Source organism: Helicobacter sp. 16-1353 (assembly GCF_003288815.1).
GTDB lineage: Bacteria > Campylobacterota > Campylobacteria > Campylobacterales > Helicobacteraceae > NHYM01.
This window is the reverse complement of sequence record NZ_NHYM01000008.1, coordinates 74,291-100,967: the sequence shown is the minus strand read 5'-3', so window position 1 is coordinate 100,967 and position 26,677 is coordinate 74,291. Positions and strand designations below refer to the sequence as shown.

Below are 26,677 nucleotides of genomic sequence, written 5' to 3'. Positions count from 1 at the left end.
ATGACGATTTAAAGAAAATTGGCAGATATATTTGGCAGTTAGGAAAAGATTATTTTAAGAAACATAAAGCCAAAGTGTAATTTCGTCCCGTTAGCTAATAGTTTCTTTTAAATTGAATTTAAGTTTATTGTTTAGATTCCCACAATCTTCGTGAGGGAAAAAGTGTAAGTGGGAATAAAATCAAAGCCTTATCAAAATAAAATCCTTTTTTCAAATGAAACTATTTGTTAAAATAAGCGAATCTTAAAATTTCAATTTGAACGTTTTGATGAATCTAGATTCTTGTTTGGTTTGGACTATGCGTATTTTATAGATTCTATGAAGTTGCCGAATCTTGGGAATCTCTATATTTTGAATTCTCATTTAGATTCGTTGAATCTATGGAATCTTGTGCGTTTTGTGAATCTAGATTCTCGCCATAGTTTAGATTCTACAAATCTTATGTGTTTTATATATTAATGCTTGGGAAGTGAACTTCGCTTATTTTCCAAGAAATTTTGCGTTTGAATGAAACTTCGCTTTCAAGGAAACTTTGTTTTCAAGGAAACTTCGTTTTGCTTTTGGAAAGTTTTCATTTAAGCCCTTCCCCTTGCTTACATTAAATCGCTAGAAAGCGTTGAATCTATATAAATCTTAGATTTACTAGAACATTTAAAATCTTATTTTTTATATGATAGGAAACTTCGTTTTACACAAAGATTCATTTTTCATTCGCTCATAATTTAGGGCAAGGAAACTCCACTTGTTTTTAAGGAATTCAAGAAAACTTTGCTTTAGAAAATGATTTAAGCGATTTTCCTTTTTTGAAATCCTATATTTTTAAAATTATAGGATTTACTCGTGTCTTAGGGCGTCTATTGGGTTTAGTTTGGATGCTCTTTTTGCTGGTAAATATCCAAATAAAACGCCGATAAATGCGGAAAATATAAATGCGATAATCGCCACAGAGACGCTATAAACAAATGGTAGATTCATCATTTGAGCTAGTGCAAAAGAGATGATAAATGACAGCACAATCCCGATAAATCCCCCAAGTGAGCTAATTACAATCGATTCAATCAAAAACTGCAATAGCACTTCCTTTTCCAACGCCCCGATTGCAAGGCGTGTGCCAATTTCTTTGGTTCGCTCGGTAACAGAAACTAACATAATATTCATTATCCCAATGCCCCCAACAATTAGGCTAACTCCCGCAATCGCCCCTAGAAATAAGGTCAGCATTTGCGTGGTTTTTGCTAAGGTTTCTTCGATTTGCTTTGTGTCCATTATCTCAAAATTATCGGTTTTCGTGCCATCAATATTGCGAATCTCCCGAAAAGTTTCTTTTATTTCTTCGGTTTTTTGCTTGGAATCTACCCCATCATTTAGCGAAATCATAATTCGATTTATATTATTTATGGATTGTTTTTCTCGTCCAAGCGTCCTAAGGTAGGATTTAAGTGGGAAAAGTATCACATCATCTTGGTCATTCCCCATCGCTCCTTGTCCTTTTGCTCCTAGAACTCCCACACATTCGCAAATAATACTTCCGTGCTTATTGCCGATTTTGATTTTTGCTCCTAATGGTTCGGTATTATTAAATAAAGCGTTTTTTACGCTATCACCAACTATACAGACATTAGCACCGCTTTTATATTCCTCATCTGTAAATTCCCTCCCCGATGCAATCTCCCAATTTCCAGCGACAAAGTAGCCACTAGTTACGCCGTAGGTTTCTGTCTCACGAGAATATTGCTTGTATTGGATTAATGCAGAACCATTGCTTATCGGGGCTAAAGCTCGAATTCCATAGATTCTATCATCGATAATATCCACTTCTTGTTGATTGAAATATCGCCTTAAGCTCTGCCCAGAGGTATCTAAACCGCGTGCTGGCATAATTATTAAGATATTACTTCCTAAGCTAGAGATGCTATCTTGTATTTGTTTGCTTGTCCCATTTCCTAAGCTAATCATTACTATAACGCTTCCAGTGCCGATGATAATCCCTAGCATTGTCAAAAATGCTCTTAAGGTATTCCGCCGAATCTGCCGAAATGCGAGCATAAAAGCATTAAATATCATTTGGATTCCTTAGCTGTGTATGTAGGGGTGGATTTTGCAGATTCTGCAGAATCTACCTTAAATGCAGAATCTAGCGTGGAATCTTTGCTATCAATCGTAGTTGTTACATTTTTAGAAAGTGCAGAATCCTTATCATTTATTGCAGTATCCATCTTAGATGTGGAATCTGCATAAAGTGCGGAATCTCCCCTGTAATTCGCTCCAGCTGTTGCATTTGCTAGATACCTTGGGTCGATATTTCCATCTAAAAAATGCACTTCTCTATGTGCAAATTTCGCCATTTCTGCTTCGTGTGTTACCATTAATATAGTGATTTTTAAATCCGTATTTAGCCATTTTAGGATATTCATAATCTCTAAGCTTCGCTTCGTGTCTAAATTCCCCGTTGGTTCATCGGCAAGGAGGAATAATGGCTTACTCGCAATCGCCCTTGCAATTGCCACTCTTTGCTGTTGTCCGCCACTTAGCTTATTTGAAGTATGCGTTTCCCAGCCATTAAGTCCTACCATTTCAAGTGCCTCTAATGCCATTTTTTTCCGCTCTTGCTTTTTAATCCCACGATACAAAAGTGGGAGTTCTACATTTTCCAATGCTGTTGTTCGTGGGAGGAGATTAAATCCTTGAAAAATAAATCCAATATAAAATCGCCTAAGCAAAGCCCTTTCATTGCGATTTAGGGCAAATACATCGACGCCATCAAAAAGATATTTCCCACTACTCGCCACATCTAAACAGCCCAATATATTTGCCATCGTGCTTTTTCCGCTCCCACTTGGTCCCATAAGTGCTAGAAAATCACCTTGATTTATATTGAGATTTACGCCCTTTAATGCCTTAAACGCACTCTCTCCCTCGCCATAATATTTTGTAATATTTGTTAGTTCAATAAACATAATAAGGCTTTATTTTTTGGTTTGCGTTTGGATAATTACTTGTGTGCTTGTATCGATATTATTAGATAATATTTGTGCACTTTTTCCATTTGAGATTCCAATGCTAACCTCAATTTCTTTTGGTATGCCATTTTCTAGAATCCAGATATTTCCAGTAGCACCTACGCCTGAATATGACCTTCTCTCGCGTTTTGGCGGACCCATCATCATTCCCATTCCACTATCTGTAGTTACACTTTTAGTTGGACTAAATAATAATGCTTGATATGGGATAACAAGAGCGTTTTTTTGTTCTTCCGTTTTTATTGTGGCTGTGGCACTCATTCCGGGGCGAAGTAGAAGTTTGTTATTATCAATATATGTTGTAACCTCATAGCTTATTATATTTGTGGTTGTTGTAGTTGTGGAAGACGAAGAATCTGTCGAGCTAGTGGAGGCGGAATCTGCAAAATTCACCTTTGCCACTTTTGCATTAAAGGTTTCATTTGGGTAGGAATCTACGCTAAATTCTACCTCTTGCCCCTCTTTTACCTTGCCTATATCTGCTTCTAGGACATTTGAGATTAGCTTCATTTTAGTTAAATCTTTGGCAATGCTAAAAAGCGTAGGTGTGGAAAAGCTAGCTGCCACAGTTTGTCCGGGCTCGATACTTCGCGATAAAACTACTCCATCAGTTGGGCTTGTGATAAAAGAGTTTTTGACATCGATTCTTGCGGCATTTAGGGAAGTTTCAAGCTGTTTTATAGTGGCTTTTCTAACCTCAATATCTGCCAAAGCACTTTTATATTCTAATTCACTAGTTTTTAGTTGTAATTGTGATGGGCTTTTGCCCCTAGTTTTCTCGTATAAATCCAAGTAATTATCATAATTCCACTTTTTATTTTCTAATTGCACTTCGGCACTATAAAGCTCGGCTTTGGCGGATTCTAGTTGAGCGATGAAATTATCCACAGTTTGATTTAGCTTCTCTGGGTCGATTATGGCTAGAATCTGCCCTTTTTTAACGGGGTCATTTACATCGACTAAAACCTCCGAAATAGTGCCGGAAATCTGGCTTCCCACCGTTACTGTATCAGTCGGCGAGAGCGTCCCTGTGGCACTTACATCTTGGGAAATATCTTCTATAGTTGGATTCTGTGTAATATAGGATATTTCCTCTTTGTTAAATCGCATAAATAATATAATCGCAATGCCTATAATAGCCACAATACCGCAAAGAATTAGAATCAATTTTATCTTGCTTTTATTTTGTTTTTTTATATTTTGATAAATATCATTATTCATTTATATCCCTTTATTTTTCTGTGGAATCTTGTTTTATAGAATCTTCTGTATTTATAGCATTTTGGGCTATTGCTATATCATTTCTATTTCCGCCGATGGAGCGATATAGATAGATAGTCGCACTAATCGTATTAAAATATGATATATTATTATTTTGCATCATTAATAGATTGCTATTTAGTGCAGTTATATATTCTATAAAATCTATTAAACCAAGTTCATTACTTTCTTTTAACATATCTAGAATCTCTTCGTTTTCTTCTAGCATTTCAATACTTGTAGAGAGCGTTTTTTGGTTTGTTTGCATAGCATATATGGCATTTTCTATCTCACTTAATGCAGTGTAAATTGCCTTTTGTAATGTGTAATAAGATTCTATACGCGTGTAATCACTGATTTTAATATTTTCATAAATCTCCATTCTTGAAAATATCGGCAATGTCAAAGATGTAAGGATTTGATATGCCAAATCCCCAACACCATTTGGAGAAAGTAGCGTTTTTCCTAGAGAGCCACTTAATGAGATAGTTGGATACAAACTAGCTTTTGCGGAATTTAGATTATAAACTGCGGCATTTAGATTAGAGATTTGTGCTTTTATATCTGGGCGATTTAGTATAATTTCTACGCTATTTGAGAGATTTACGCGGAATCTTGGGATTGTAAAATGATATATAGAATCATCAAATCTATAATCCTTATCATTAATCAACACCCTAAGCTCATTTTTCTGTACTTCATACTCATTTAGTAGATTGTTTAATGTTTGCTCCTCATTTTGTAATAATGCCTTATTTTCTAAAAACTCACTAAAATCAACAAAGCCATTTTCATACATTATATTCATAACCTCAAGCAAATCATAATAGTTTTTTATCCGCTCTTTGGTTAGAATAATATTTGATTGTAAATATTTAATATTAAAATATGCAAGGCTCACATCGCTAATTAAAGAGATTTTGAAAAAATCAAGATTCTGCTTTGCTATCTCAAACATTTCTTCATATGCATTTTTTGATGAAGCATATTTGCCAAATATATCAAGCTCCCAAGATGCCATAAGATTTGTATCTATGGTGGAATCTTTATTAAATTGATACGACACACTTCCATCAATATTTGGCATAAGTTTTGAAGTGGCGATTTTCACTTGTGAAGCAGCTGTTTTAATCCTACTATCATATATAAAAATATCGCTATTTTGTTTTAATGCTATGGTTATGAGATTTTTCAACTCCTCATCATTAAATACATCAAAAATGGAATCTGTTTGAGCATTTGTCAAATCATAGGTATTTCTAAAATCATTTATTTGAAAATCTTGGGCTATTTCTTCGCTGGTGTATGGAGCTGCACAAGAATTGATAAAAAAAGCTATTAATACCAAATAAATATATCTCATAGCGACTTAACCCTTATTGCTTTAATAAATACTAATTTTAGTATAAACTTTGTGAAAAAATTGTGAAATTTTTTGTTAAAATTTTTAAATATTAAAGTTTTAAGGTAGAGTGATGAAAAAACAGCAGAATCCTTGCTTATACTTAGTTGTTCCTTGTTATAATGAAAGTGAGATTATAAAAATATCAATAGAATCATTGGATTCTAAGATTAGCCATCTAATAGAAAATAAGAAAATCTCTAAAAAATCTAAGATTATATTTATCAATGATGGAAGTAGGGATAATACCTTAGATATTCTCAAAAAATATAAAACACAAAGAATAACACTCCTAAGTTTAAGCCACAATAGTGGTCATCAAAATGCATTGATTGCAGGACTTGAATATGCCTTAAATAAATGTGATTGTGCTATTAGCTTGGATTGTGATTTGCAAGATGATATAAATTTGATTGACAAAATGATAGAAAAATTTAAAGATAAATTTGAAGTGATTTATGGTGTTAGAGATGATAGAAAAGAAGATAGTTTTTTTAAGCGATTTAGTGCGGTTGGATTCTATAATCTAATGCGTTTTTTGGGTGTAAATATTATCAAGAATCACGCAGATTATAGACTTCTTAGCAATAGAGCGATAAACAATCTATTACAATATAAAGAAGTAAATTTATTTCTTCGTGGCATAGTTCCGCTTATAGGCTTTAAATCGTGTAATTTATATTACAAAAGAATTGCTAGAGTAGCAGGGGAGAGCAAATATCCATTTTTTAAAATGCTATCCTTTGCAATTGATGGCATTACTAGCTTTAGTGTTCAGCCTCTGCGATTTTTAAGTATTATTGGTGCTATAGTTTCACTATTTAGCTTAATCTTTGGAATCTGGGCTTTGATAACATATTTTAATGGTGGGACAATATCTGGTTGGACTTCGATGGTTGTGCCGATGTATTTTCTAGGTGGAATCCAAATACTAGGGCTTGGAATCCTAGGTGAATATATAGGAAAGATTTATAAAGAAACTAAAGGTCGCCCAAGATATTTCATAGATGAGATAATAGAATAAGATTAGATTTTAAGTGAATCTAGCAAAAGCTAATCGCTTAATCTTTTATGGTTTTTATAAAGCTATCATATATTTCATCAAGTTCTTTTGTTTCTTTTTTGCAATCTTCTTTTAGTTTAGATTCTATAATCTCAATTTTTTGTAATATATAATTAAATAATTGCCTATCAATATCTGGAATCTTATTCATAGCACTAGATTCTTGGATTCTACCTTTTTGTATTACTCTTGCTGGGATTCCAACTGCGGTTGTATTTTGTGGGACATCTTTTATAACAACAGAATTCGCTCCAATTTTCGCATTTTCACCGATTGTTATATTCCCTAGAATCTTTGCTCCAGCCCCGATTGTAACGCCACTTTCAATAGTTGGGTGTCGCTTAACCTGCTCTAAACTAACTCCACCTAAAGTAACACCTTGATAAATGGTAATATCATCTTTTAAAATCGCTGTTTCGCCTATTACTACGCCAATTCCGTGGTCGATAAATATTCGTCTGCCTATTATGCAACTTGGGTGAATGTCAATATTAGTAATAAACTGCGTCCAACCCATTAAGATTCTCGCGAAAACCTTCATATTTTTTGTGTATAACTTATGTGCTATCCTATAATGCACTATCGCAATTAATCCGGGATAATTAAAAAAAAGCTCAATATTCGATTTTATCGCAGGGTCGGATTTTTTGACTGTTGCAAAATCCTCTTTTATTATGCTAAATAAGCCCATTAGATATTTTTCCCTATTGTGCGTAAATATCCATTCTCACTAAGCATAATGTATAATTGCCCTAAAACTTCTTTTTTATACTCATCATTTAGGTCGGTAGATTCATCTATTCGCTGTTTCAATCGCCGCTCAATCTCTTTTGTATCATAATCCAAATCATCTAGCACATCTAAGATATTCTGTGCTTCAAGTAGATTTTCTATCACATATCCACAATCTTCCTCATCATCTAAAACCACGCTAAACTCCGTCGGGTGCGTGAAAAGATTATGCTTCATACCAAGCACTTCTTGATATGCCCCAACCAAGAAAAAGCCAAGAAAATATTCTTCCTTTTTTATATCCACATCGTGTAAAAATAGTGGCGTATTTTTATTAAAGCTAATTTCCCCATCGCTATCGCAGGTAATATCCCATAAAGATGCTGTTCTAGTAGGGTGGATATTTAGCTTTTCTAGTGGCATAACGGGGAAGTTTTGTCCCAATCCCCAATAATCCGGCATACTTTGGAAAAAGCTACAATTTAGCAAATATCGCTCTTGAATCTGCTCTTGGATTCTAATAATCTCATTGTGATTTTTGTGTTGCAAGATATTTATGACCTTTTTAATTATCAAATGCACGAGAATCTCGCAATTACTCCTATCAGTCAAATCGATATATCCTAGCTCAAAAAGCGTCAGCAAGGATTCCATATGGTCTAGGCTATCGTGGAGATATTCCATTGCGTATCGTTCATTTATGCTATTGTAAAGGTCGAGCAATTCCTCGATTAGCTTTGGATTTTTTTCTTTTAGTTTTAAGCTTTGTTCGTCATATTCTTGTGAAAAAAGCTCCAAAACAGGTGCTATTAATACCCCGTGTGATGCCGCTATAAATCTACCACTTTCGATGAAAATATCCGGCTCTGGCTCTTTTTTATTTTTTGCGATTTCTTTTAGGCTAAATACCACATCGCCACTAAATTCATCAAGCGTATAATTTCGATTATTATGCCCCTCGTGCTGGGTATATTCGACTGCTAAGCCTCCGCCGATATTTACGACGCTCAAGTTTTCGCAACCCATTTTACGAAGTTCAGCATAGATATTCCCAGCCTCCCTTAGGGCTTTTTTAAGCGGTGAAATATCTCTTATTTGGCTACCTATATGAAAGTGAATCATCGTAAATTGTGATATTAGATTGGATTTTTTTAGCATATTTACAGCTTCCAAAAGCTCATTTGAAGCTAATCCAAATTTTGAGTGAATCCCGCCACTCTTTGCCCAAACTCCACTTCCCATAGAATGCAAGCGGATTCTAAGTCCAATATTTGGATATGGTGCTCCCATTTCTTTTGCTACTTCGATAATCGTTTGCAACTCATTCAAACCCTCGATGGTAAGCGTAATATTATGCCCCATATTTGAAGCGATAAATCCTAGATTTATCATCTCTTTGTCTTTGAATCCATTCACTGTTATAGGCGATTTTAGATTTGTATAAGCCATTGCAATTATTAGCTCGGCTTTACTCCCAGCCTCTAATCCATAATCTTTATCCATAGATGCCTCAACTAATGGCAGAATGAAATTTGGAAATTGATTAACTTTAAGCGGGAAAACAGCACTAAAAGTCCCCTTGTATTTATATTGTTTAATCGATGAATGAAAAGAATTAAATAACTTATCTAATTGCTTTTGAATAAGATGTGGGAATCTTATAAGCAAAGGTCCTTTATATCCATTTTCACGAGCTTTATTTACAATGTCAATAATTGCAATTTTTGGATTTGTCCCAAGTTTTACCTTGCCATCTTCGATGATAAAATCGCCTCTACCCCAAAAATTAATTCCATAATCAAACACAAATTTATCCTTATAAATTAGTCTTTAAAACTTCTTATTATATCAATATATATTGCTAAAATTAAAATAATTTTAAATTTTTAAAGTTATATCTTACTTTTATGCTTGAGTGAGATTTATCGTAGGATTATTCCAATACTAACTAATAAAATATATGATAATGGATTTAAGAATTTCACCCAAAAACTCATCTTAAAATTCTCTAGCATAATCTTAAGTTCATCTAAAACATAATCTTTATTTATAAACCAAAGTTTTGTCGCAATATCAAAAAATTTAAAGATTCCAGCCACAATAACGCCGAATCCATTTATATCGAGTGCAAAAATAAGGAATAAAATATAGAAAAAACTTAGATTATTTAGTATAAACAATATCTTAGATTTGTGGAATTTTTCTACAAATATATAGATATAGCTATATGCGTTATTTGCATTTTTTACACTCCAAAATTCTACTAATTCCAAAATAATGTAAATGCTAATTAATATTATTTGCAAGATTCTAAACTCCTTTGTATAAGCGGACTAAAAATATTGTATTGCTTTAGAATATCAATCTCTTTTTGTCTATGTTCTCCATCATCAATCTCGTGGTCATATCCTAGCAAATGTAATAATGAATGCACAAATAAAATCGCAAATTCATCGCGTAATGAATGCTTATATTGCTTTGACACATTAATAGCAGAATCTATCGATATAATAATACTTCCAAGTGGCGGATTTGGTAATTTTATGCCACTATAATCAAGCCCAAAAGATAAAACATCAGTTTCATAATCCTTACCTAAAAACTCCCTATTTAATCGTCTAATCTCATCGCTATTAACCACTACAAGTTCAACTTCATTGTTACAAATGTCATTTTTTATTATGTTTAGAAAATCTAATATTTCTTTTTGTATTTCCATATTAGTTTGATTTATAAAATGTATCATTTCATTCTTTCGATTTGCAATCTTAATTTGTGTTATTTTATCTTAAAATATGGAATCCAAAAAGGAATCTTACATAAGCCATAAGCTTAACTCATCGGCTAGAAAATAGTTTGTAGCATAGATTCTAGAATCTACTTTCTTGCATTTTTTAGAATCTAATAAAATATCTAGTTTGCTTTTATTGTAAATATCACAAATATCCACACCCACTTCACTTCTAAGCCCAAGAAAGATTCTCTCCAATCTTTTGTCTTCATTGCTTAGCTTTTCTTCTAGTATTTGTAGTGGATTTTTTATATATGAGTGAAAGTCATTTTGTTTATATATTCGCTTATTTTGTATTCTACTAACTGCACCAAGCCCAATTCCAATATATTCTTTATACTGCCAATAGCCTAGATTGTGCTTACTTTTATGTGTTTTAGCATAATTTGAAACCTCATATTGATGAAAATTATAAGATTCCAGAATCTCTTTTATTTCGTAACAAAGGGTGTTATTTAATATGGGATTTTTATGTTTAGTGTAGAATCTTGAGTTTTTATCAATGCTTAAAGCATAGCAAGAGACATGCCCGACACCCAAGCTATTTGCGAGTTTTAGCTCATCTTTTATACTCTTAGCATTATCTAGTTTTGTATCATAAATCATATCAATACTTGTAGAAATGCCACATTTTATAGCATTTTCTATAAATTCAATGGCGATTTTTGGATTATGGTTTCGCTCTAGCAATCTAAGCTTTTCATCTCTAAAACTTTGCACTCCTATGCTAAAGCGATTAATGCCTAGATTTTTAAATAATGGCAAAGATTCTTTATGCTGATTTGGATTAAGCTCGATAGTAATTTCCGTATCATTTGTAATATAGCTTTGCAATATCTTAAAAATCTCTTCATAATCACTTGGATTTAGTGTATTTGGCGTCCCTCCACCGATATATATAGTTTCTATTTCTTTTGTGTTTTGTAGCATTTCTATTAAATCTAATTTCAACGATTCTAGATAGATTTTACTAGAATCTAGTTTGTTTGTAAGCGAGTTAAAACCGCAATAACCACATTTAGAATCACAAAATGGAATATGAATATAAAGTAACAAATATTTTCTCTTAGTTAGTTTTTATACATTTTTTTATAGAATTTGTTTTAAAATTATTTAGGATTATTATGCAAAACCAAGAACAATATCGTCCAAATGTGGCGGCTATAATATTATCAACAAAATATCCTGAAGTTTGCGAATTTTTCATAGCACAAAGAAATGATATAAAAAATGTTCGTAATATTTGGCAGTTTCCACAAGGTGGCATTGATGATGGAGAAACACCGATAAATGCCCTTTATCGTGAGCTAAAAGAAGAGATAGGAACAGATAATGTTGAGATTCTAGCTGAGTATCCAGAGTGGCTTAGATATAATTTTCCATCTGGAGTAATTAGCCGAAAAATGTATCCATTTAAAGGTCAAATGCAAAAATATTTTTTGGTAAAAATTAGAGATGAATCTAGCATTAATTTAGACACACAAACACCCGAATTTATGAGATATAAATTTGTAGATTATGATAAAATTTTTCATAATACAGTATATTTTAAAAGACCAATTTATAAAAAAGTATTAGAATATTTTAAGAAAGAAGGATATATTTAAAAATGCTTATAGTGCAAAAATATGGCGGAACAAGTGTTGGGGATTGCTCTAGGATAGAGAATGTAGCAAAAAAAATAGTAAGTGTAAAAGAGCAGGGAAATAGTCTTGTAGTAGTCGTTTCAGCGATGAGTGGCGAAACTGATAAATTATTAGGATTTGCAACCTATCTTAACACATTGCCAAATGAGCGAGAAGTTGATAAGGTATTAAGCACAGGGGAGATTGTAACAAGCTCTCTTTTAGCTATCGCTTTGGATAAACTTGGCTATAAAGCTGTTGGATTAAGTGGCAGGGCAGCAGGAATAATAACAGACACAGCACATACAAAAGCTAGGATTGATAAGGTAAATACAGAAATAATAAATAATTATCTAAAAGAAGATTATATAGTCGTAGTGGCTGGATTCCAAGGGCAAAGCATTGATGGACATACAACAACACTTGGTAGAGGCGGTAGCGATTTATCCGCAGTGGCACTTGCTGGGGCATTAAAGGCAGATTTATGTGAGATTTATACAGATGTTGATGGCGTTTTTACGACTGACCCGCGTATTGATGATAAAGCTAGAAAAATTGACAAAATAAGTTATGATGAAATGCTGGAGTTAGCATCACTTGGGGCTAAGGTTTTGCTTAATCGCTCAGTTGAGTTAGCAAAAAAACTAAATGTAAAAATTATCACCCGCAATTCTTTTAATGATAATATGGGGACACTTATAACAAATGAGGAGGAAATTATGGAGAAGCCGATTATAACAGGCATTGCACTAGATAAAAATCAAGCAAGAATAAGTATTGTAAATGTTGATGACAAGCCCGGAATTGCAGCGGAATTATTTACTTCGTTAGCAAATGCAAATATTAATGTAGATATGATAGTTCAAACAATCGGTAGAGATGGAAAAACAGATATTGATTTTACGATTCCAAAAACAGATATTGCATTATCAAAAAGGATTCTTGATGATTTTAAGCACTCAACTCAAAGTGTAGAATTTGATGAAGATATTGCAAAAGTTTCTATCGTAGGACTTGGAATGAAAAGCCACTCTGGGGTTGCTAGTAAAACTTTTGGCACAATGGCAAAAGAGGGCATTAATATTATGATGATTAGCACAAGTGAGATAAAAATATCTATGATAATTGATTTAAAATACGCTGAATTAGCGGTTAGAGCATTGCATTCGGCTTACGATTTAGACAAATGAATGATTTAGCTTTCGCGAATTGGACGCTTGAATTAGCTCGTAAAGATGGTATTGCTATGGGTTGGTTTGAGGAGCGACGATTTGATTGGTGTCAAATCGCATATAGATTTGCAAAAAATATTATCAATGGTAATACCATTATCCTATGTTCGGATTTGCAAAAAAAGTGGTTTTGCGAGTATGTATTACAAACAATAAATGCCAATAAAGGGAGACCGCTAATCCCTATTATTACCTTAGAATCTATGCTTCCTAAATGCCAAGATATAGATTTACCGCTTATAGAAGATATGCTAAGCGTTGCTTTTGATGATAGATATACTATTTGGTATATAGGATATGCTAATAATAGATTAGTGAAGCTTGCGACAGACCATCAAAGTAGTTTTATTTGGGCGTTTGATGGTAGTTTGCATACAGCTTTTAATATGAATTCTAGCGATAGTGGCTCTGATGTTAAGTTATTGCAATTATTTAAGATTCTAGATAGGACTATTGATGCAGTAATGTTTAATGAAATTAGTGATGATTATGGAAGCTAAAATAGATATTGGTGAAATTATTCTCACAAATGATGTAGATTCCCAAATAGATTCTATAAAACAAACATATCCCAATCACAGAATCTTCCCCAAAGAATGCGATTCTTATAATAAAATCGATTTTAAAATAGATGATGCTAGAGATGTTATAAATGAGAGTTATATATCATCAAATACGCAGAAATGCGTAGTAATTGCTGGGGATAATTTTAATATCGAAGCACAGAATGCTTTGCTTAAGATTCTAGAGGAGCCACCACATAATATAAAGTTTATTTTGATTACAAAATCTAAAAATGCGATTTTACCTACTATTTTATCTCGTATGATTATCACAAATAAGAAATCAAAAATTATTAGAAATGATTTTGATTTGGATATTAATAATCTAAATATTAAATCCATCACAGAATTTGTAAAAAATCTAAATTATGTCCCAAAAGAAGAAAGTAGGCAAAAAATAGAGAATCTTTTATTTAGCGTTAAAAAGTCAAATATTATATTAAATCAAAATGAGCTTAATTATTTCAGTGAAGCCATAAGCCAAATAGAGCGTGGAGGAATGGCTAGGTATATATTTTTAGCATTGTTACTTATGATTTTAGAGCATCAAAGGCGAATTAAATCTCATAAAATTGGCAAAATATGAATATCTATAGATTAAAAAATCTAAAAGAATTAGAAAATATTGGGGCAACAGAGTTTGCGAATAATCTAGCGATGAAAAAAGGCAGAATCTTTTATTTTAAAATAAATAATCTAAGATTACCTGCTATGCATATCCTAAAGCAAGAATCTATAAGTGTGGGCGGGGATTTTATCACTCCAAAAGAAGCGATTTTATCACAAAATAAAACCTATAGCGGAATCTTAATTGCCACTCAAAGCCAATTAGAGCGAATAATACAGAAATGTAAAATACAGGATTTTGGATTAAAAAATATCGCAAAAACACTCCAAACTCATATAAAGAATCCAGATTCCAAACCAAAAATTATGGGGATAATAAACATAACAGAGGATTCTTTTTATGAGGATTCTAGGATTATAAAGATTGATGATATTTTGCAAAAAGTCAATAAATGGATTGATTTGGGTGTGGATATTATCGATATTGGCGGTGTTTCATCAAGACCGGGCAGTGAGTTTGTAGATTCCACTATAGAATTAAATCGCATAAAGGAAGCAATAATAGCTTTAGAGGATTTTACCAAAAAAGCGGTATTTAGCATTGATAGTTATAATTTTGAAACAATTAGATTCTGCCTTGAACGGGGATTTAGGATTATCAACGATGTTTATTCACTAAAAGATGAGCGATTAATATCTCTAGCAAAAGAATTTCAAAGCGATGTTGTTCTTATGCATAATAGTTGGATTTATCCCCACACTAAGGATAATATCATATTAGAATTAGATGACTTTTTCACACAGAAAATAGAGCTTTTAGATAAATATGGCATAAAAAATATTATCTTAGATATTGGATTTGGTTTTGGTAAAAATAAATATGAGAATCTTGAGCTAATAGATAATTTAGAGCATTTTCTTCACTTTGGATATAGGCTTTTGGTTGGAGCTAGTAGGAAAACGACTATTGGAGAAATACTTTCTAAAGACGCTACAAATAGGCTTAGCGGAACTTTAGCACTGCATCAAATAGCATTAAACAATGGTGCAAATATCATTCGTTGCCACGATGTGGAGGAGCATTTGGATATGTTTAAGATTATAAATGAGTTTAGATAATGAATGCCGAGCGAAGAGATACGATAATAAAGCAATTAGAACAACACAATAAAACAAATATTAAATCCCTAAATGACGATGAATTAGAAAAATTATTTAAACAAACAATGGCGGAATGGACTAGGGGTTTTATAGCCTATAATAGTAAGGAAAAGCATATAAAAAATATTAATTTAGATGAGATGGAGCAGGATATTAAAAAAGAAATCTCAAATACAGAGAATCTATACAATGTATTTTATACATTATTGCAAAAATATCCATATGATAGTATCCGCGATATTGTGATAAATAATATTAGTGATAATATCATTGAAAAATCGCTTTTTATGCTAGAGATAAAATATAGAGAATATCAAGAAATATTGCTAGATAGCATAGAAAATAGGATTAATTTTATGCCAAAAGAAGAAGCCATATCATTCATAGATTTTATTGAAACAAAGAGAGATGAAACAGGGCTTTTAAAAGATATATTATCTCAACTGCAAGATACCAAAATCGCACTTAGTATAGATAGGATAACAAATACAAAGAAATATATCATAAGTCATTTTTTACCACAAGATTTGGAATCTAACTATAAACGATTTTTTACCAGCTCAAAAGATAAGCAGGAGTTAATAGCAAGATTAAGAGAGATAAGTAATGCGTATTCCAAAAAAGAGCTTGATGATATGACAAAAGAAGATTTGATGGATATTTTAACATCAATTAGACAAAAAGAAGTAGATGAGAAAAAAGATAAAGAGGATTTTGAAAAATATATAAATCTATTTAAAAAAGCATTGTATGAAGATAATAATGATGTGTTTAATGCCCTTGTAGTGCAGGTTATAGAAGATGTAAGCAGTGAATGTTTATATAATCTTAAAGTTTATTTGAGAAATGAAGACCCATTATTTGAAAATAAATTTCAAGCAGCACAAAAAGAATGGAATAAATTCAAATAATAAATTAACTTCATTGGGCTAAAATTTCTTTTTCATTCCTTTAATCCCTTTAATCAAAAATCCCACACCAAGCACAAATAAGAACATCGAAAATACCAAAAACATATCGATTAAGCCGACTAGATTTGTAACGGGTTGGGTTATTATAGGAGAAAGGAATTGCCCCATAAAAACTGCACTCACCAAGAATCCAAATGCTTTGGCACGATTATAATCATTTGTCATTGAAAAAAGCCACGAACTTCCAGAAACAAGCAGAATCCCCAAAGCCGCCCCTATGAAAATCAATCCTACAAGCAATAAAACATAATTATGAAAAATGCTAATTAGGAAATATCCAAATCCCATAGACATAAAGCCGATACAATACATATATTCCAATCTAAAATACTGCCTAAGTCTCGCATAAAAAAGCGAACTAATCGCAGTAAAAATAGATGAAATCGCAAGTGAGATTCCAACTAGCTCCCCGCCTTTATGCAATATCGAGATGATAAAGAAAGGCATTTGTGTAGGCACAATGTAAAACATCGCCATACCTAAAAATCCAAATGTATAAACAGGGAAAAATGTCCAAAAATGGAATCCAGAATTGCTTAAATCTTTTGTAGTAGTTTTGGATTCTATAGCAAGTTTAGATTCACTAGAATCTTGTTTTTTTGGCTTTGTTTGAGCGATTCGCTTTGGTTCAAATAGATATTTTAATGCTAGTATAAAAATCACAAAGCCAAGAAAATATACCAAAAATGGATATTGCCAACCGATATTTGATAAAATTCCGCCAAGCACTAAGAATAATGCCCCGCCAAACGCATTAAAAAAGCCCTGCATACTTAAAGCCTTTTCTCGTCGAATCCCCTTATAATAATCTGCAATTAAGGCAGATGAGCCAGTCATAACAAACGCCGTAGCAATCCCAAAAATCGCCCTAGAAATCAAAATATAATAAACATTATCTAGGAAAAATCCCGCCACTCCGCTAATACTCCATAAAATAATACAAGGGAAAATCAACTTCAATCTAGCAAATTTATCAAATAAAAAACCACTAATCGGAGACACAATCACAACAAAAATCGCAGGCATAGTCAAAACAAGCTTACTTAGCACCTCGATTTTGTCAACATTTTTAAAATGTGCTTGTAGATTTGGTAAGCTCGGGGCAATCGCAGTGCTACCCAAAACAGTCATCGCAGCCATAGAAAATAAGGCAAAATAAAATATTTTCGTATAGCGAATATCCTTAAAACCTAAGGTATTTTGGGATTTTTTAAGATTTTCATTCATTTTCATTATCCTTATTGTTTTAGAAAAGGCATTAGTGTTTTTGGCAGAAGCCTTTAGATTATCAAAAAGCAGTTAAAATACTATGCAAGTCTCTAATAGCATTGTTAAATTTAGATTTTAGCAAAATTGCCATTAAAAGATAATCTTAAAAGTTTCAAAATAAGATAATCAATAAGCAAGAATGCAAATAAAATTTGCTTGGATTTTATGCTAGTTTGTATTTATATGGGCTATAGCTTTATAAAGGTGGTTTATTTGTGTAGATATTTGCCATTAATGTAGTGTTTCTTAAGTGTTTTTTATTTGGCGATTTTTTGAGCTAGGATGCGGATAAAGTGGTCATTTTCATTTTTATATGGGGCAAATCCCCTTTTCTCGGCACTATAAATTATCTTAAAAATATAGTCTAAATTGCTGGAATCTTCGCTAGATTCACTCAAATCCAAGCTGGAATCTAAACTAGAATCCACATTAGAATCCACACTTAAATTCTTGTTAGAATCCAATTTCTCGCACAATCCAAATCGCACCCCCCCCCATATTAGAATTAATATTAGCATTTATTCCACACACTACACTAGAATCTACATTGAAATTTGCACTAGAATAGCCGTTGAAAATTTCATTAGAATCTATGTGGGAATCCACGCTGGAATCCGTTTTAGAATCCCCATTAGAATCCGCCTCGCAAATCCCATTTATAAACTCACAAGTTTCCCCAAAGTCCAAAAATCGCCTATAATGCTCCTCATAGATAAATGCGTCCTTTTCGACTTCTAAGCCTTTTTTGTATAGCGAGTTCTTTTTGCCACGCACTTCGATTGCTAGGATTCCGCCTATTTTTAGATATTTTATGCAATTTTTTAGGACTTTATCTTGGGCGTTTTTATCGATTGAATGGAGCGTGAAGCGGGAATAAATGCAGTCAAATTTATCTCTAAATTTAAAAGATTCTAGCTTTGTGAAGTCGCCGGCGATGAAGTTTGGATTTGGAGTTTTAGATTTTGTAAGATTGGATTCGGCGGATTCGCCGGATTCTGCTTTCCACTTTGAGTTAGATTCCATAGATTCGCTAGATTTTGCGTTAGATTCTGTGCTAGATTCTACAGATTCCATAGATTCTACTTTAGATTTTATTGCGGATTCCATAGATTCCACAAATTCGCCAGATTTGCTAGATTCTGCGAGTTTTGCAACATAATCTTGCAAATACTTTATTTCACTTTCCGCTTGGTCGATTGAAGTGGTAGCTATGCCATTTTTAGCAAAATATAGGGCGTCTCTGCCATTCCCCCCCCCCCAGCTCTAAAAGGCGTATTTGCGTGGAATCTAGCGTTTTTTCTCCATTTTCCATTGAGTGCGGAATTAAATGCAGATTCGCATCTTTCCAACACAATTGCTTTTGCAAATGTCCTAGCACAAACTCCGCAAATAGCGAGTTTCCCTCCGGATTTTTATGCTTTTTATAGTATTTTTCCCAGTAATTTTTAAAATTCATTTATTCTCCTTTTTTTATTTTGTCCCCAACAATCGCAGAATCTCCAATCGCGGAATCTCCAAGCCCACTATCTTTAATCATATTATTTTCAAGCTCGAGTTTTTCCCAGCTTTGCGGATTGTAGAGATTCCCTTGAATCTTATATGCACCATTTAAAATCCATTGATTTGTTTTATGCTCTTCTAAAATCCACGATTTTGGGATAGTGTGGATTAGGCTTCGATTTTTAGGGTAGTTTTTTAGGATATTGGGAGCGACATTTTTGCAGCCATTTGGTAGATTCTCGCAGAAAATACTTGCAATATCATAATTTGCCATAAGCTTTGAATCTACTTTCATTTCCCCACGAGCGTTAAAATCCTTAAAAAGCAAAAGTGCATCGGCACGAGTGGATTTCACGCTTATAGGGGCGTCTCCGCCGTGGTCGCTTAGGATAAAAATCTGCGTATTATCATAGATTCCATTTTCTTTTAGCCACTCGATGTAATCGACCACATAGCTTAAGGCACAAGCTGCCGTATCGTAGTGCTGGCGGTAGAATGTGGCACTTACTTCGCTTGGAAAGTCTATCTTGGCATTTTTTGGCGTATCTTCCCATGCAGTTCGCTCATCGAAAAATACGCATTTGCCATATTTATTTCCGCCAATTTCGCCATTTTTATCATCGCTTGAAGTATTATCAAAATACATTCCAAAAGGCATATGCGTCATCAACGAATGGAGAAATTTAAAAGTGGGCTTTGTGGAATCTGTATTGCCATTATGCGTGAAAGTGTAGAGCGATGAAGTGTAAGCAATGGAGGCTAGGGCATTTTGCAGATTCTCCATTTTAAGTAGCCATAAGCCATTATTATAGATTCTAGGGCGGAAATATAGCTCAGGGGAAAAGCGAAAAAGCCCATAGCTATAAAGCTGGATTATACTTGCGTGCTTATTTTTCTCTCGCAAATTTGCGATTTCTTCTTTTAGATTAAGTTTCGTCGTGTAGTAGCTGTTAAATGCATTCGCATCGCCCACATAAAAAATACTTTCATTCGCATATTTGGCAATGTCGTTATTATTCCAATTACTCAATGGCAACGTTAGAAAATAGCTCACAAGATAGCCATTATTCGCAAAATTATTTGCCATTTCGCCAAAGGCTTTTGTGATTTCATCTTGGAGATTCTGCCCCCTTTGGTTCATATTTAGCGGGTGATAATACTCGCCACTAATAAGCGTTGACATGCTGTGAATCGTGGAGTTTGTAGGGGAGAGAGTGTTGCTAAAAAATGTAAATCCATCGAATGCTTCGCCAAATCCAAATTGCTCCAAAAGATAGGGCATATGGGAGCCGCTAAACATATCTAGCACCAAAACTACGATATTTTTCTGCGTTTTGGAATATGATAAAAGCTCTGTTGTATATGGGGCGTTGGAATCTGCTTGAGTGCTAGAATCTTGGGAATCTTGTGGGTTTGTAGAATCTTGGGCGATTTTAGAATCTATAGAATCTATAGAATCTATAAAATCTTGGGCGACTTTAGCGGAATCTTGCAATGTGGAATCGCTATAGATATTAAATAAATTTATGCCATTTAGTATAAAAATCACGCAAAATAGAATCTTCCAAACTGCTACTAAACGAAGCATTAAAAGCCCCAAGATTCCAGCGATAAATGCTGATAATAATGCAAATAAATATTTTTGAAATCTATAATTTGGGTCGACAAATGGGAGCTTTTGCAAGATAAATCTATCCATCGCCCCATAATCGCCAACTAAAATAAATGTGTAGATTATGCCAAGAATTAGCGTGAAATTTAGAGCATAAAGGGCGATTTTGAGAAAATTAGAGCGATAAAAAAAGCTATAAATATAAATCCCAAGCAAACTAAAAAGAGCGAAATAGCCAAATAGAGCGCTTAGGGCTATCGGCAGTTGCGAAGCCTCAAACTGCCTAATATCGCTACTATAAAGGCTAAAAGGCGAATATAAAAATATAAGAAAAAATATATTTAATATCGCAAAAATCCCGCAAGTGCGGTATGTGGAAAGCTTGGCTAAATCTGGCTTAAAAAAGGGCTTTAATAATAATTTTGGAAAATGTTTAAAAAATGGCGAAATCGCCCTAATAATGGCAAATGGAAAACCTAGAATTTTTATAAATAAACTCTTAAGTGGCACTTTTGAAACTAGTCGCCAAAGCACCCCAAATGCCATATTTGTAGTCCAATACAAGACCAACGCACTCGGGGCATTGTAAAGCACAATTAGAAAAACAACCGTGATAATGCCACCTTGAGCCCTAGCTCCCTTATCATGCGAGTTTAAAAACACATTAAAAAGGCTAAAAACACTCATTAAAATTGGCAAGATGTGAATCCCAAAAAGGCTATCCGGCTTACTTAAATCGCTAATCCAAAGAAAACTCGCCCCCTTTAGAAACTCCGCCCCCTCCACGCTCATATTTGCAGCATTTCCAAAGCTCACGCCCTCCACCAAAAACCACATCGCCAAAAAGAATGGAATTTGTATGAGAAGCCCACCTAAGGCACTTAGAGCAAAAATAGGGTGGTAGTGATGTTGCGCGTATAATATGCGAATATAGCTTTGCAACTCCGCACCTTTAAAAATCCGCTTAAATTCCCTTACTTTTAAGTCGCATTTTGCCTTGAGTGCGTAAAAATTGGCGGCTTTTTGGTTGGTAATTTGCGTTAGTTTAAAAAGGAAAATATTTATAATTAAACTAAGTGCGATAATGCCCAAGCCATAACTGCCAAAAGCCCAACCTAAGCCCATAAGCAAAGAATTTATAATGCTATAAAGCGGATAAATGAAAATGTAAAATAGAATTTCACTCATTTGGATTCTCCTATTTGCATTTGTGTGGAATCTGCGGAATATGGGGAAATTTTGGGGCTTATAGATTCGCTGGAATCTGTGAAGTTTGTAGAATCTGTGGAATCTATGGAAACTCGCAAGGTGGAATCTGCTAAATATGGGGAATCTGCTGAATCTTTAGATTCTGCGAAGTTTGTAGATTCTGCGGAATCTGTGGCATTTTCAAGCACAGAATCTAGCTTTTTAAGATTTTCAAAAGTGCCTTTAAACGCCCCTAAGCGATTTAATAATATCTGTCGATGAATTTTTAAAATCTCCATTCCAGCCATTTCCCCTGCGATATTTGGGTATCGCCAGAGAGATTCCCTAACCTTTTTAATAGTCTCACTTTTTGCCTTTGAGTTGAGATTTTTGCGGATAATCTCGCTGATATTTTCAAAATCGCTCTCCTTGATTTTCCCGCCGATTTGCTCCAAAACCTCAAAAGTCCAAAAATGCTCCACATCAGCCACATCATATCCCGCTGGGTCAAACTCAAAATCAAGCGTCAAAATGGGCTTTTTAGCAAGACAGAGAAAGTCAAAAATCACACTTGAGAAATCTGAAATCATCAAATCCGCCCTTAAAAAAGCATAGATATTTGGCGTCCCAATATCCCAAATGACATTTTTATAGGCTCCCAAAGCCTCTTTTAAATGCTCGATATTTTGGCGTTCAATTGGGCTAATTAGGCTCTGTGGGTGTGGGCGAATGATGATGTTAAAATCACTTTTTGCAAGTGGCATTAAGAGCTTAAGCCCATATTTACTAAGAAGTGTTTCCTTGCCCCACGAAGGCGAGATGAGAATAGTTTTCTTGCTGGAATCTGGGAGAGTTATGGGATTTGCGTGGGCTACAGATTCTGCTAAATTTGTGGAATCTGTGGAATCTTTAGAATCTGCGGAATCTATGTGGTTTTTAGATTCTATAGATTGATTAGATTTGCCGGAATTTTTGGATTCAATGGGGTTTTTAGATTTGGCGTGGTTTTTAGATTCGCCCGGGTTTTCAGATTCTGCAAATGTGGCGGAATCTTGCGAAATAAATGCGGATTCTGCGGAATCTATGGAATCTTTAGCGATTGAGCGATATTTTTTATTTAGCTCATCTAAATAAGTTGAGCCAACTACAGCGATATATTTTTTTGCTACATTGTGGGCGGTTTCCACATCTCGCACGAAGTTTTTTTGAATCTCATTTGTTACCAAAACGCTATCAAAATAATCCACCCCAAAAACGCGATAAGTCATAGGAGTCAGCGAATGCACGATGTGGCAGTAGTGGGAGACGCCTTTGGTGCGTTTGATATGAAGGACATTTAGCCCAGGTGTGGTTAGGATAAGCATATCGGCTTTAAGGAAGTTTAGCTTTGTGTAGGCTTTATTCCCCGTGCCGATGAACTCGAATTTGGCGGATTTATTGGCAGAATCTCGCTTTAATGCTAGGTCATTTTGGCTTGAAGTGTAGTAAATATATGGGTAAGAAAATCTATCTAAAAAGTCTAAAATCCCCTTAAATGTGGGGTAATACTGATTTCCCTCGCTGTAAAATACAATGGAGTTTGGAGAGTTTGGATTTTGTGGGTTTGTGGAATCTGGATTTTTGAGATTTTCTAGGGCGTTTAAAATCTGCGAATTAGAATTTTCGCGATTCCCCCCCCCCATTTATCGATGAAAGAGAGCTAAGTGCATATCTTGGAGAAAAATTTATGATTTTATAAAAAAGATTTTTAAAGAAAAAGGCGACTGACACGAATATCGCAATAATTGATGAGAGCAAAAGAGAGCCACTTGCTGGGTCTAAATATGCAAATAGAGTGTTTTGAAAAAGTGCGATTAAAACCAATGATTTTATTAAGATTCTATTCAATGTTAAGATTCTATCCAAGCCTTATCCTTATAAATTCTATAGTAAATTTTCAAAAATAAAAGGGTGATTCTACAAAAAATGGGCTTAAATATATATTTGCCTAAAGTGATTTTATGGATAATCGCTAAAATTAAGATTTTTATATCTGTAAATAAAATAAAATGAGAGAATCTAAGATTCCCCCATTTTTAAAAGCTAATATACTAGCAATTATTTATGCTTATTCTATTTCCCAAATGCCTTATTTACGCTAAATGGATATGCTTGATAGCCCATTGCATTTTTCATACGAATTTCAACCGATGGCTCTTTTGCACCCCATTTAAATTCCGCAATAACTGGATTTGGAGTTCCTGTTGGCATACCTGTTGCGATGTCAAACTGCATTCCAGCAGTCGCATAATACGCAAAAATCGAGTTTTTATCCACTTGATATTCTGTTAGGCTTGTAACCGAGCTATACCAATCGCTTCCCTTTTCCTTGCCGTATTCCCAGATTTGCTCGACGGTCATTTTCTTTTGGTCGATTTTATAGACCACCGCACGAGAGTATTTCATAGTTGGCAGTGCTGGTTGCTCCATACCCCTACTATCGCCATTATCAAACGCAGATACATAGATAATATTGCCCTTTGACATAGAATCTATTTTGAAAGCCGTATGTTGCGTCCAAGTATAGTCGAATCCGCCATTTTCATTTAGATAACCCGGGCATTTTGAGCCATCGCAATTGATTTTATTGCCTTTGGAATCTACTGGCGTTAGGAGCTTGTTTTTATACTTATCGCTCCAGCCCTCTGGGCTTCCTAGTATCCACTTGACTTGCTTATCTCTGCCAATCTTAATAATCGCACTTTGGTGGCGAGAGCTAATGATAATGGAGTCATCTACCGCATCGTGGTCTACGCTATTTACATGCGCCCAGTTTCTACCCGGTCCGCTTCCTACGATGTCGCCGAATTTATCATTTTCATCAAGCTTTGCCAAATCTTCGGCACTTAGCGTATGTCCAGCTTGTGAAGCGTCGATATTTAGGCACACTGCACCTTGGTCTAGCACCTTGATATTTACATCTCTATATGGGTCTAAAATATCATACAATCGCCAGTCATCGACCACATTCCCATCTTTATCCACTTCTACGATTACATCTCGCACAGTTCGCACATTTTTCCCATCACCTCGCTTGTAGTTGGCATTTGCGACCCTTAGGAAGTAATTGCTATTTGGCGAGTTATCCATAGAGTGCGAGAAGTCGATATATCCAGCTGGAAGCTCTCTGTTGAAAACCTCGCGCCCCATAATGTCATACTTCACATATCGCTGTCCATATCCCCAAGATAAGGCTCCATCGACATTTTGTTTGAATCCCATCATAACTCCAGCGTGAAATGCGGATTTTAGATTGTAGATTCTATCAGCCAAGAGATACCATCGCACCTCGCCTGTTGTATCCAAAATAAATACACTTGGATAGTAGTTCCACTCTAAAGCACCGCCAGTTGGGTTGTTCCACACGATTTGTGTGCCTATAGCACTCTTATTTTCCATATTATTTACTAAGTATAATCTATCGCCAAACTCGCTATCGACCTTATTTACTGAAATATCATCAAAAAATGTCCCAGCTTTGCCATATCCAGCCATTTCGATATAAACTCCGCTTGTTGGGATTCTGTATGTTTCTTTGATTGTTTCCCTTTTGCCATTATAGATTCTGTCGTATTCGACATTTACCATATTTGCAAAGTTTGGATAAAGCCCAAAGACTGGGATTCCGCCGTGTAATTTCAACTTGGCATTTGCCACGCTGTAGCTTATAACCTGTCCGTTTTCCTTAGGCATTATTGTAACCTTGGCGTTTTCAATCACATATCCGCCGTCTTTGATAACTGCAGTCAGTGGGGCTATCCCATATGGATTGAGTGCCACTGCTCCAATTTTCCCAGTGATTATATAATCCTGCTTTGCACCACTAGGTCCGCCAATTGCAAACAAAGCACTTGATAGCATACCAAGCAATGCGATTTTTGCAAAAAAGCCACATCTTCTCATCGTTCTTCCTTAATGTTGAATTTGAGCTAAAGCTCAAGTATATAGATTTTAGGCGAATCTACATACTTGAGATTTAGGGTGATTTCGCCACGCTTTAAGGCAGGAATCTTAAAAAAATATTAATTTAGGCGGAATCTGGATTCTTTAAAGACAATTTTCTTAAGCGAATCCATTTCCTCGTTTACGCTTCTCCTAAGTTCTTTTTCTCGCAAAAAGGGCTTTAACCCATCCCCGCTCCCCTTACGCCAAAAAAGCTCCGCTTTTTTTACAAATAAGGGGAGAGCCTCGCATTTCCCTTGCTTTGCAAAAATCGAGCGGGAGGTACTTCTGCTCCCTTTTTTTCTCGATTTTTGCACACGCAAGGGGCGAGAACAAGGGTCGTGCTTCGCACAGGATTAAGAATTTTATGAAAAATCGCTTTAGCGATTTTTAGATTAACTTCTTAAGTTTCCGTGCGTTAGCACGGATACCGAAAGAAGCGTCATCGGGGGTTTGGGGGGATTGCGAAGCAAAGGGGGGATAAGGGGAGCGATTTCGCAATTCAAGCCCCCTTGTCCCCCCTTTACTAAATAAATTGCCTTGAAACGAAAAGTAAAGATTCTGTTGGAAAAGCGACTTTATAAAGGCTTTGCCTTTAGCAAATTTACCGCTTTAACCATTGCCCTCCCCTTGAACCGAAATGTTAAAGAACGCAGAATCTTAGGAGATTCCAAATTTACCAAAATATTAAAATATTGCATTTAAGCCACTTAAAACTTTAAAACGGCGTTTTTACACAA

At 34.5% G+C, this 26,677-nt stretch carries 24 protein-coding genes and 1 pseudogene; 8 read left to right on the top strand and 17 right to left on the bottom strand.

Features of this window, described 5'->3' with window-relative positions; translation table 11 throughout:
• Positions 1 to 282: 282 nt before the first annotated feature.
• Positions 283 to 459, top strand: coding sequence for a hypothetical protein (locus CCY99_RS09590; protein WP_181646869.1), 177 nt, complete (start codon positions 283 to 285; stop codon positions 457 to 459).
• 375 nt (positions 460 to 834) lie between these two features.
• On the opposite strand, the gene CCY99_RS06355 is transcribed toward CCY99_RS09590, so the two are convergent.
• The 4 genes and pseudogenes from CCY99_RS06355 to CCY99_RS06340 all read right to left on the bottom strand — a co-directional run bounded on the left by CCY99_RS06355 (position 835) and on the right by CCY99_RS06340 (position 5,643).
• Complete coding sequence (locus CCY99_RS06355; protein WP_112060583.1) at positions 835 to 2,064, bottom strand: ABC transporter permease; 1,230 nt, start codon at positions 2,062 to 2,064, stop codon at positions 835 to 837.
• 230 nt (positions 2,065 to 2,294) lie between these two features.
• A pseudogene (locus CCY99_RS06350) lies at positions 2,295 to 2,957 on the bottom strand (ABC transporter ATP-binding protein); the annotation flags it as partial.
• 9 nt (positions 2,958 to 2,966) lie between these two features.
• Entirely contained in the window at positions 2,967 to 4,241 is a 1,275-nt protein-coding gene (locus CCY99_RS06345; protein WP_112060581.1) for an efflux RND transporter periplasmic adaptor subunit, read from the bottom strand.
• A 10-nt stretch (positions 4,242 to 4,251) separates the two neighbouring features.
• Positions 4,252 to 5,643 (bottom strand): TolC family protein, encoded by a 1,392-nt coding sequence (locus tag CCY99_RS06340; RefSeq protein ID WP_112060580.1) that lies wholly within the window; start codon positions 5,641 to 5,643, stop codon positions 4,252 to 4,254.
• A 112-nt stretch (positions 5,644 to 5,755) separates the two neighbouring features.
• Between CCY99_RS06340 and CCY99_RS06335 the strand changes: the two genes are divergently transcribed.
• Positions 5,756 to 6,706, top strand: coding sequence for a glycosyltransferase family 2 protein (locus CCY99_RS06335; RefSeq protein ID WP_112060579.1), 951 nt, complete (start codon positions 5,756 to 5,758; stop codon positions 6,704 to 6,706).
• Positions 6,707 to 6,743: 37 nt separating this feature from the next.
• Here CCY99_RS06335 and cysE read toward each other — a convergent pair whose 3' ends face one another.
• From cysE to hemW, 5 genes are all read right to left on the bottom strand, one after another.
• Positions 6,744 to 7,436: a serine O-acetyltransferase gene (gene cysE / locus CCY99_RS06330; protein WP_112060578.1), complete on the bottom strand. Its 693-nt coding sequence runs from the start codon at positions 7,434 to 7,436 to the stop codon at positions 6,744 to 6,746.
• On the bottom strand, positions 7,436 to 9,283 hold the full coding sequence (gene speA / locus CCY99_RS06325; RefSeq protein ID WP_112060577.1) for an arginine decarboxylase: 1,848 nt from the start codon (positions 9,281 to 9,283) through the stop codon (positions 7,436 to 7,438). Before speA ends, cysE begins: the two co-directional genes overlap by 1 nt.
• Before the next feature lie 116 nt (positions 9,284 to 9,399).
• A complete protein-coding gene (locus CCY99_RS06320; RefSeq protein WP_112060576.1) occupies positions 9,400 to 9,783 on the bottom strand; it encodes a hypothetical protein in 384 nt (127 codons plus the stop codon).
• A complete protein-coding gene (gene ybeY, locus CCY99_RS06315) occupies positions 9,774 to 10,223 on the bottom strand; it encodes an rRNA maturation RNase YbeY (protein ID WP_112060575.1) in 450 nt (149 codons plus the stop codon). The genes CCY99_RS06320 and ybeY overlap by 10 nt, the downstream gene beginning before the upstream one ends.
• Before the next feature lie 69 nt (positions 10,224 to 10,292).
• Positions 10,293 to 11,324, bottom strand: coding sequence for a radical SAM family heme chaperone HemW (gene hemW / locus CCY99_RS06310; protein ID WP_112060574.1), 1,032 nt, complete (start codon positions 11,322 to 11,324; stop codon positions 10,293 to 10,295).
• A gap of 68 nt (positions 11,325 to 11,392) precedes the next feature.
• On the opposite strand from hemW, the gene CCY99_RS06305 reads away from it, so the two are divergent.
• The 6 genes from CCY99_RS06305 to CCY99_RS06280 are packed head-to-tail and all read left to right on the top strand — an operon-like array spanning position 11,393 to position 16,327.
• Entirely contained in the window at positions 11,393 to 11,875 is a 483-nt protein-coding gene (locus CCY99_RS06305; protein WP_112060573.1) for an RNA pyrophosphohydrolase, read from the top strand.
• 2 nt (positions 11,876 to 11,877) lie between these two features.
• Complete coding sequence (locus CCY99_RS06300; protein ID WP_112060572.1) at positions 11,878 to 13,083, top strand: aspartate kinase; 1,206 nt, start codon at positions 11,878 to 11,880, stop codon at positions 13,081 to 13,083.
• Positions 13,080 to 13,625 carry a HobA family DNA replication regulator gene (locus CCY99_RS06295; protein WP_112060571.1) on the top strand — a complete coding sequence of 182 codons (546 nt, stop codon included), beginning with the start codon at positions 13,080 to 13,082 and terminating at the stop codon, positions 13,623 to 13,625. The genes CCY99_RS06300 and CCY99_RS06295 overlap by 4 nt, the downstream gene beginning before the upstream one ends.
• Positions 13,597 to 14,274 (top strand): DNA polymerase III subunit delta', encoded by a 678-nt coding sequence (locus tag CCY99_RS06290; protein ID WP_112060570.1) that lies wholly within the window; start codon positions 13,597 to 13,599, stop codon positions 14,272 to 14,274. Before CCY99_RS06295 ends, CCY99_RS06290 begins: the two co-directional genes overlap by 29 nt.
• A complete protein-coding gene (gene folP, locus CCY99_RS06285; RefSeq protein ID WP_112060569.1) occupies positions 14,271 to 15,374 on the top strand; it encodes a dihydropteroate synthase in 1,104 nt (367 codons plus the stop codon). Before CCY99_RS06290 ends, folP begins: the two co-directional genes overlap by 4 nt.
• Positions 15,374 to 16,327 (top strand): hypothetical protein, encoded by a 954-nt coding sequence (locus CCY99_RS06280; protein WP_112060568.1) that lies wholly within the window; start codon positions 15,374 to 15,376, stop codon positions 16,325 to 16,327. The genes folP and CCY99_RS06280 overlap by 1 nt, the downstream gene beginning before the upstream one ends.
• A gap of 18 nt (positions 16,328 to 16,345) precedes the next feature.
• Here CCY99_RS06280 and CCY99_RS06275 read toward each other — a convergent pair whose 3' ends face one another.
• The 8 genes from CCY99_RS06275 to CCY99_RS06240 all read right to left on the bottom strand — a co-directional run bounded on the left by CCY99_RS06275 (position 16,346) and on the right by CCY99_RS06240 (position 25,898).
• A complete protein-coding gene (locus CCY99_RS06275; RefSeq protein ID WP_181646867.1) occupies positions 16,346 to 17,614 on the bottom strand; it encodes an MFS transporter in 1,269 nt (422 codons plus the stop codon).
• Positions 17,615 to 17,913: 299 nt separating this feature from the next.
• The gene (locus tag CCY99_RS06270; protein WP_181646866.1) at positions 17,914 to 18,144 is read right to left on the bottom strand and encodes a hypothetical protein; all 231 of its coding nucleotides are present in this window, start codon (positions 18,142 to 18,144) and stop codon (positions 17,914 to 17,916) included.
• Entirely contained in the window at positions 18,110 to 18,823 is a 714-nt protein-coding gene (locus tag CCY99_RS06265) for a class I SAM-dependent methyltransferase (RefSeq protein ID WP_346436933.1), read from the bottom strand. Before CCY99_RS06265 ends, CCY99_RS06270 begins: the two co-directional genes overlap by 35 nt.
• Positions 18,824 to 18,875: 52 nt before the next feature.
• The gene (locus CCY99_RS06260; RefSeq protein WP_112060564.1) at positions 18,876 to 19,112 is read right to left on the bottom strand and encodes a hypothetical protein; all 237 of its coding nucleotides are present in this window, start codon (positions 19,110 to 19,112) and stop codon (positions 18,876 to 18,878) included.
• Entirely contained in the window at positions 19,113 to 21,956 is a 2,844-nt protein-coding gene (locus CCY99_RS09585) for a YidC/Oxa1 family membrane protein insertase (RefSeq protein ID WP_181646865.1), read from the bottom strand.
• Entirely contained in the window at positions 21,953 to 23,638 is a 1,686-nt protein-coding gene (locus CCY99_RS06250; protein ID WP_258443678.1) for a CDP-glycerol glycerophosphotransferase family protein, read from the bottom strand. Before CCY99_RS06250 ends, CCY99_RS09585 begins: the two co-directional genes overlap by 4 nt.
• On the bottom strand, positions 23,610 to 23,861 hold the full coding sequence (locus CCY99_RS06245) for a hypothetical protein (RefSeq protein WP_258443676.1): 252 nt from the start codon (positions 23,859 to 23,861) through the stop codon (positions 23,610 to 23,612). The genes CCY99_RS06250 and CCY99_RS06245 overlap by 29 nt, the downstream gene beginning before the upstream one ends.
• Before the next feature lie 207 nt (positions 23,862 to 24,068).
• A complete protein-coding gene (locus tag CCY99_RS06240) occupies positions 24,069 to 25,898 on the bottom strand; it encodes an aryl-sulfate sulfotransferase (RefSeq protein ID WP_112060563.1) in 1,830 nt (609 codons plus the stop codon).
• Positions 25,899 to 26,677 lie beyond the last annotated feature (779 nt).

Bases quoted from the DNA above. Each gene is read 5' to 3' on its own strand.
- CCY99_RS06335 (WP_112060579.1), top strand. From the start codon at position 5,756: ATGAAAAAACAGCAGAATCCTTGCTTATACTTAGTTGTTCCTTGTTAT.
- CCY99_RS06305 (WP_112060573.1), top strand. From the start codon at position 11,393: ATGCAAAACCAAGAACAATATCGTCCAAATGTGGCGGCTATAATATTA.
- CCY99_RS06260 (WP_112060564.1), bottom strand. From the start codon at position 19,112: ATGAATTTTAAAAATTACTGGGAAAAATACTATAAAAAGCATAAAAAT.
- CCY99_RS06240 (WP_112060563.1), bottom strand. From the start codon at position 25,898: ATGAGAAGATGTGGCTTTTTTGCAAAAATCGCATTGCTTGGTATGCTA.
- CCY99_RS06290 (WP_112060570.1), top strand. From the start codon at position 13,597: ATGAAATTAGTGATGATTATGGAAGCTAAAATAGATATTGGTGAAATT.
- CCY99_RS06275 (WP_181646867.1), bottom strand. From the start codon at position 17,614: ATGAATGAAAATCTTAAAAAATCCCAAAATACCTTAGGTTTTAAGGAT.
- CCY99_RS06340 (WP_112060580.1), bottom strand. From the start codon at position 5,643: ATGAGATATATTTATTTGGTATTAATAGCTTTTTTTATCAATTCTTGT.
- cysE (WP_112060578.1), bottom strand. From the start codon at position 7,436: ATGGGCTTATTTAGCATAATAAAAGAGGATTTTGCAACAGTCAAAAAA.
- folP (WP_112060569.1), top strand. From the start codon at position 14,271: ATGAATATCTATAGATTAAAAAATCTAAAAGAATTAGAAAATATTGGG.
- CCY99_RS06295 (WP_112060571.1), top strand. From the start codon at position 13,080: ATGAATGATTTAGCTTTCGCGAATTGGACGCTTGAATTAGCTCGTAAA.
- CCY99_RS06250 (WP_258443678.1), bottom strand. From the start codon at position 23,638: ATGGGGGGGGGGAATCGCGAAAATTCTAATTCGCAGATTTTAAACGCC.
- ybeY (WP_112060575.1), bottom strand. From the start codon at position 10,223: ATGATACATTTTATAAATCAAACTAATATGGAAATACAAAAAGAAATA.
- CCY99_RS06355 (WP_112060583.1), bottom strand. From the start codon at position 2,064: ATGATATTTAATGCTTTTATGCTCGCATTTCGGCAGATTCGGCGGAAT.
- CCY99_RS06280 (WP_112060568.1), top strand. From the start codon at position 15,374: ATGAATGCCGAGCGAAGAGATACGATAATAAAGCAATTAGAACAACAC.
- CCY99_RS06345 (WP_112060581.1), bottom strand. From the start codon at position 4,241: ATGAATAATGATATTTATCAAAATATAAAAAAACAAAATAAAAGCAAG.
- CCY99_RS09585 (WP_181646865.1), bottom strand. From the start codon at position 21,956: ATGAGTGAAATTCTATTTTACATTTTCATTTATCCGCTTTATAGCATT.
- CCY99_RS06300 (WP_112060572.1), top strand. From the start codon at position 11,878: ATGCTTATAGTGCAAAAATATGGCGGAACAAGTGTTGGGGATTGCTCT.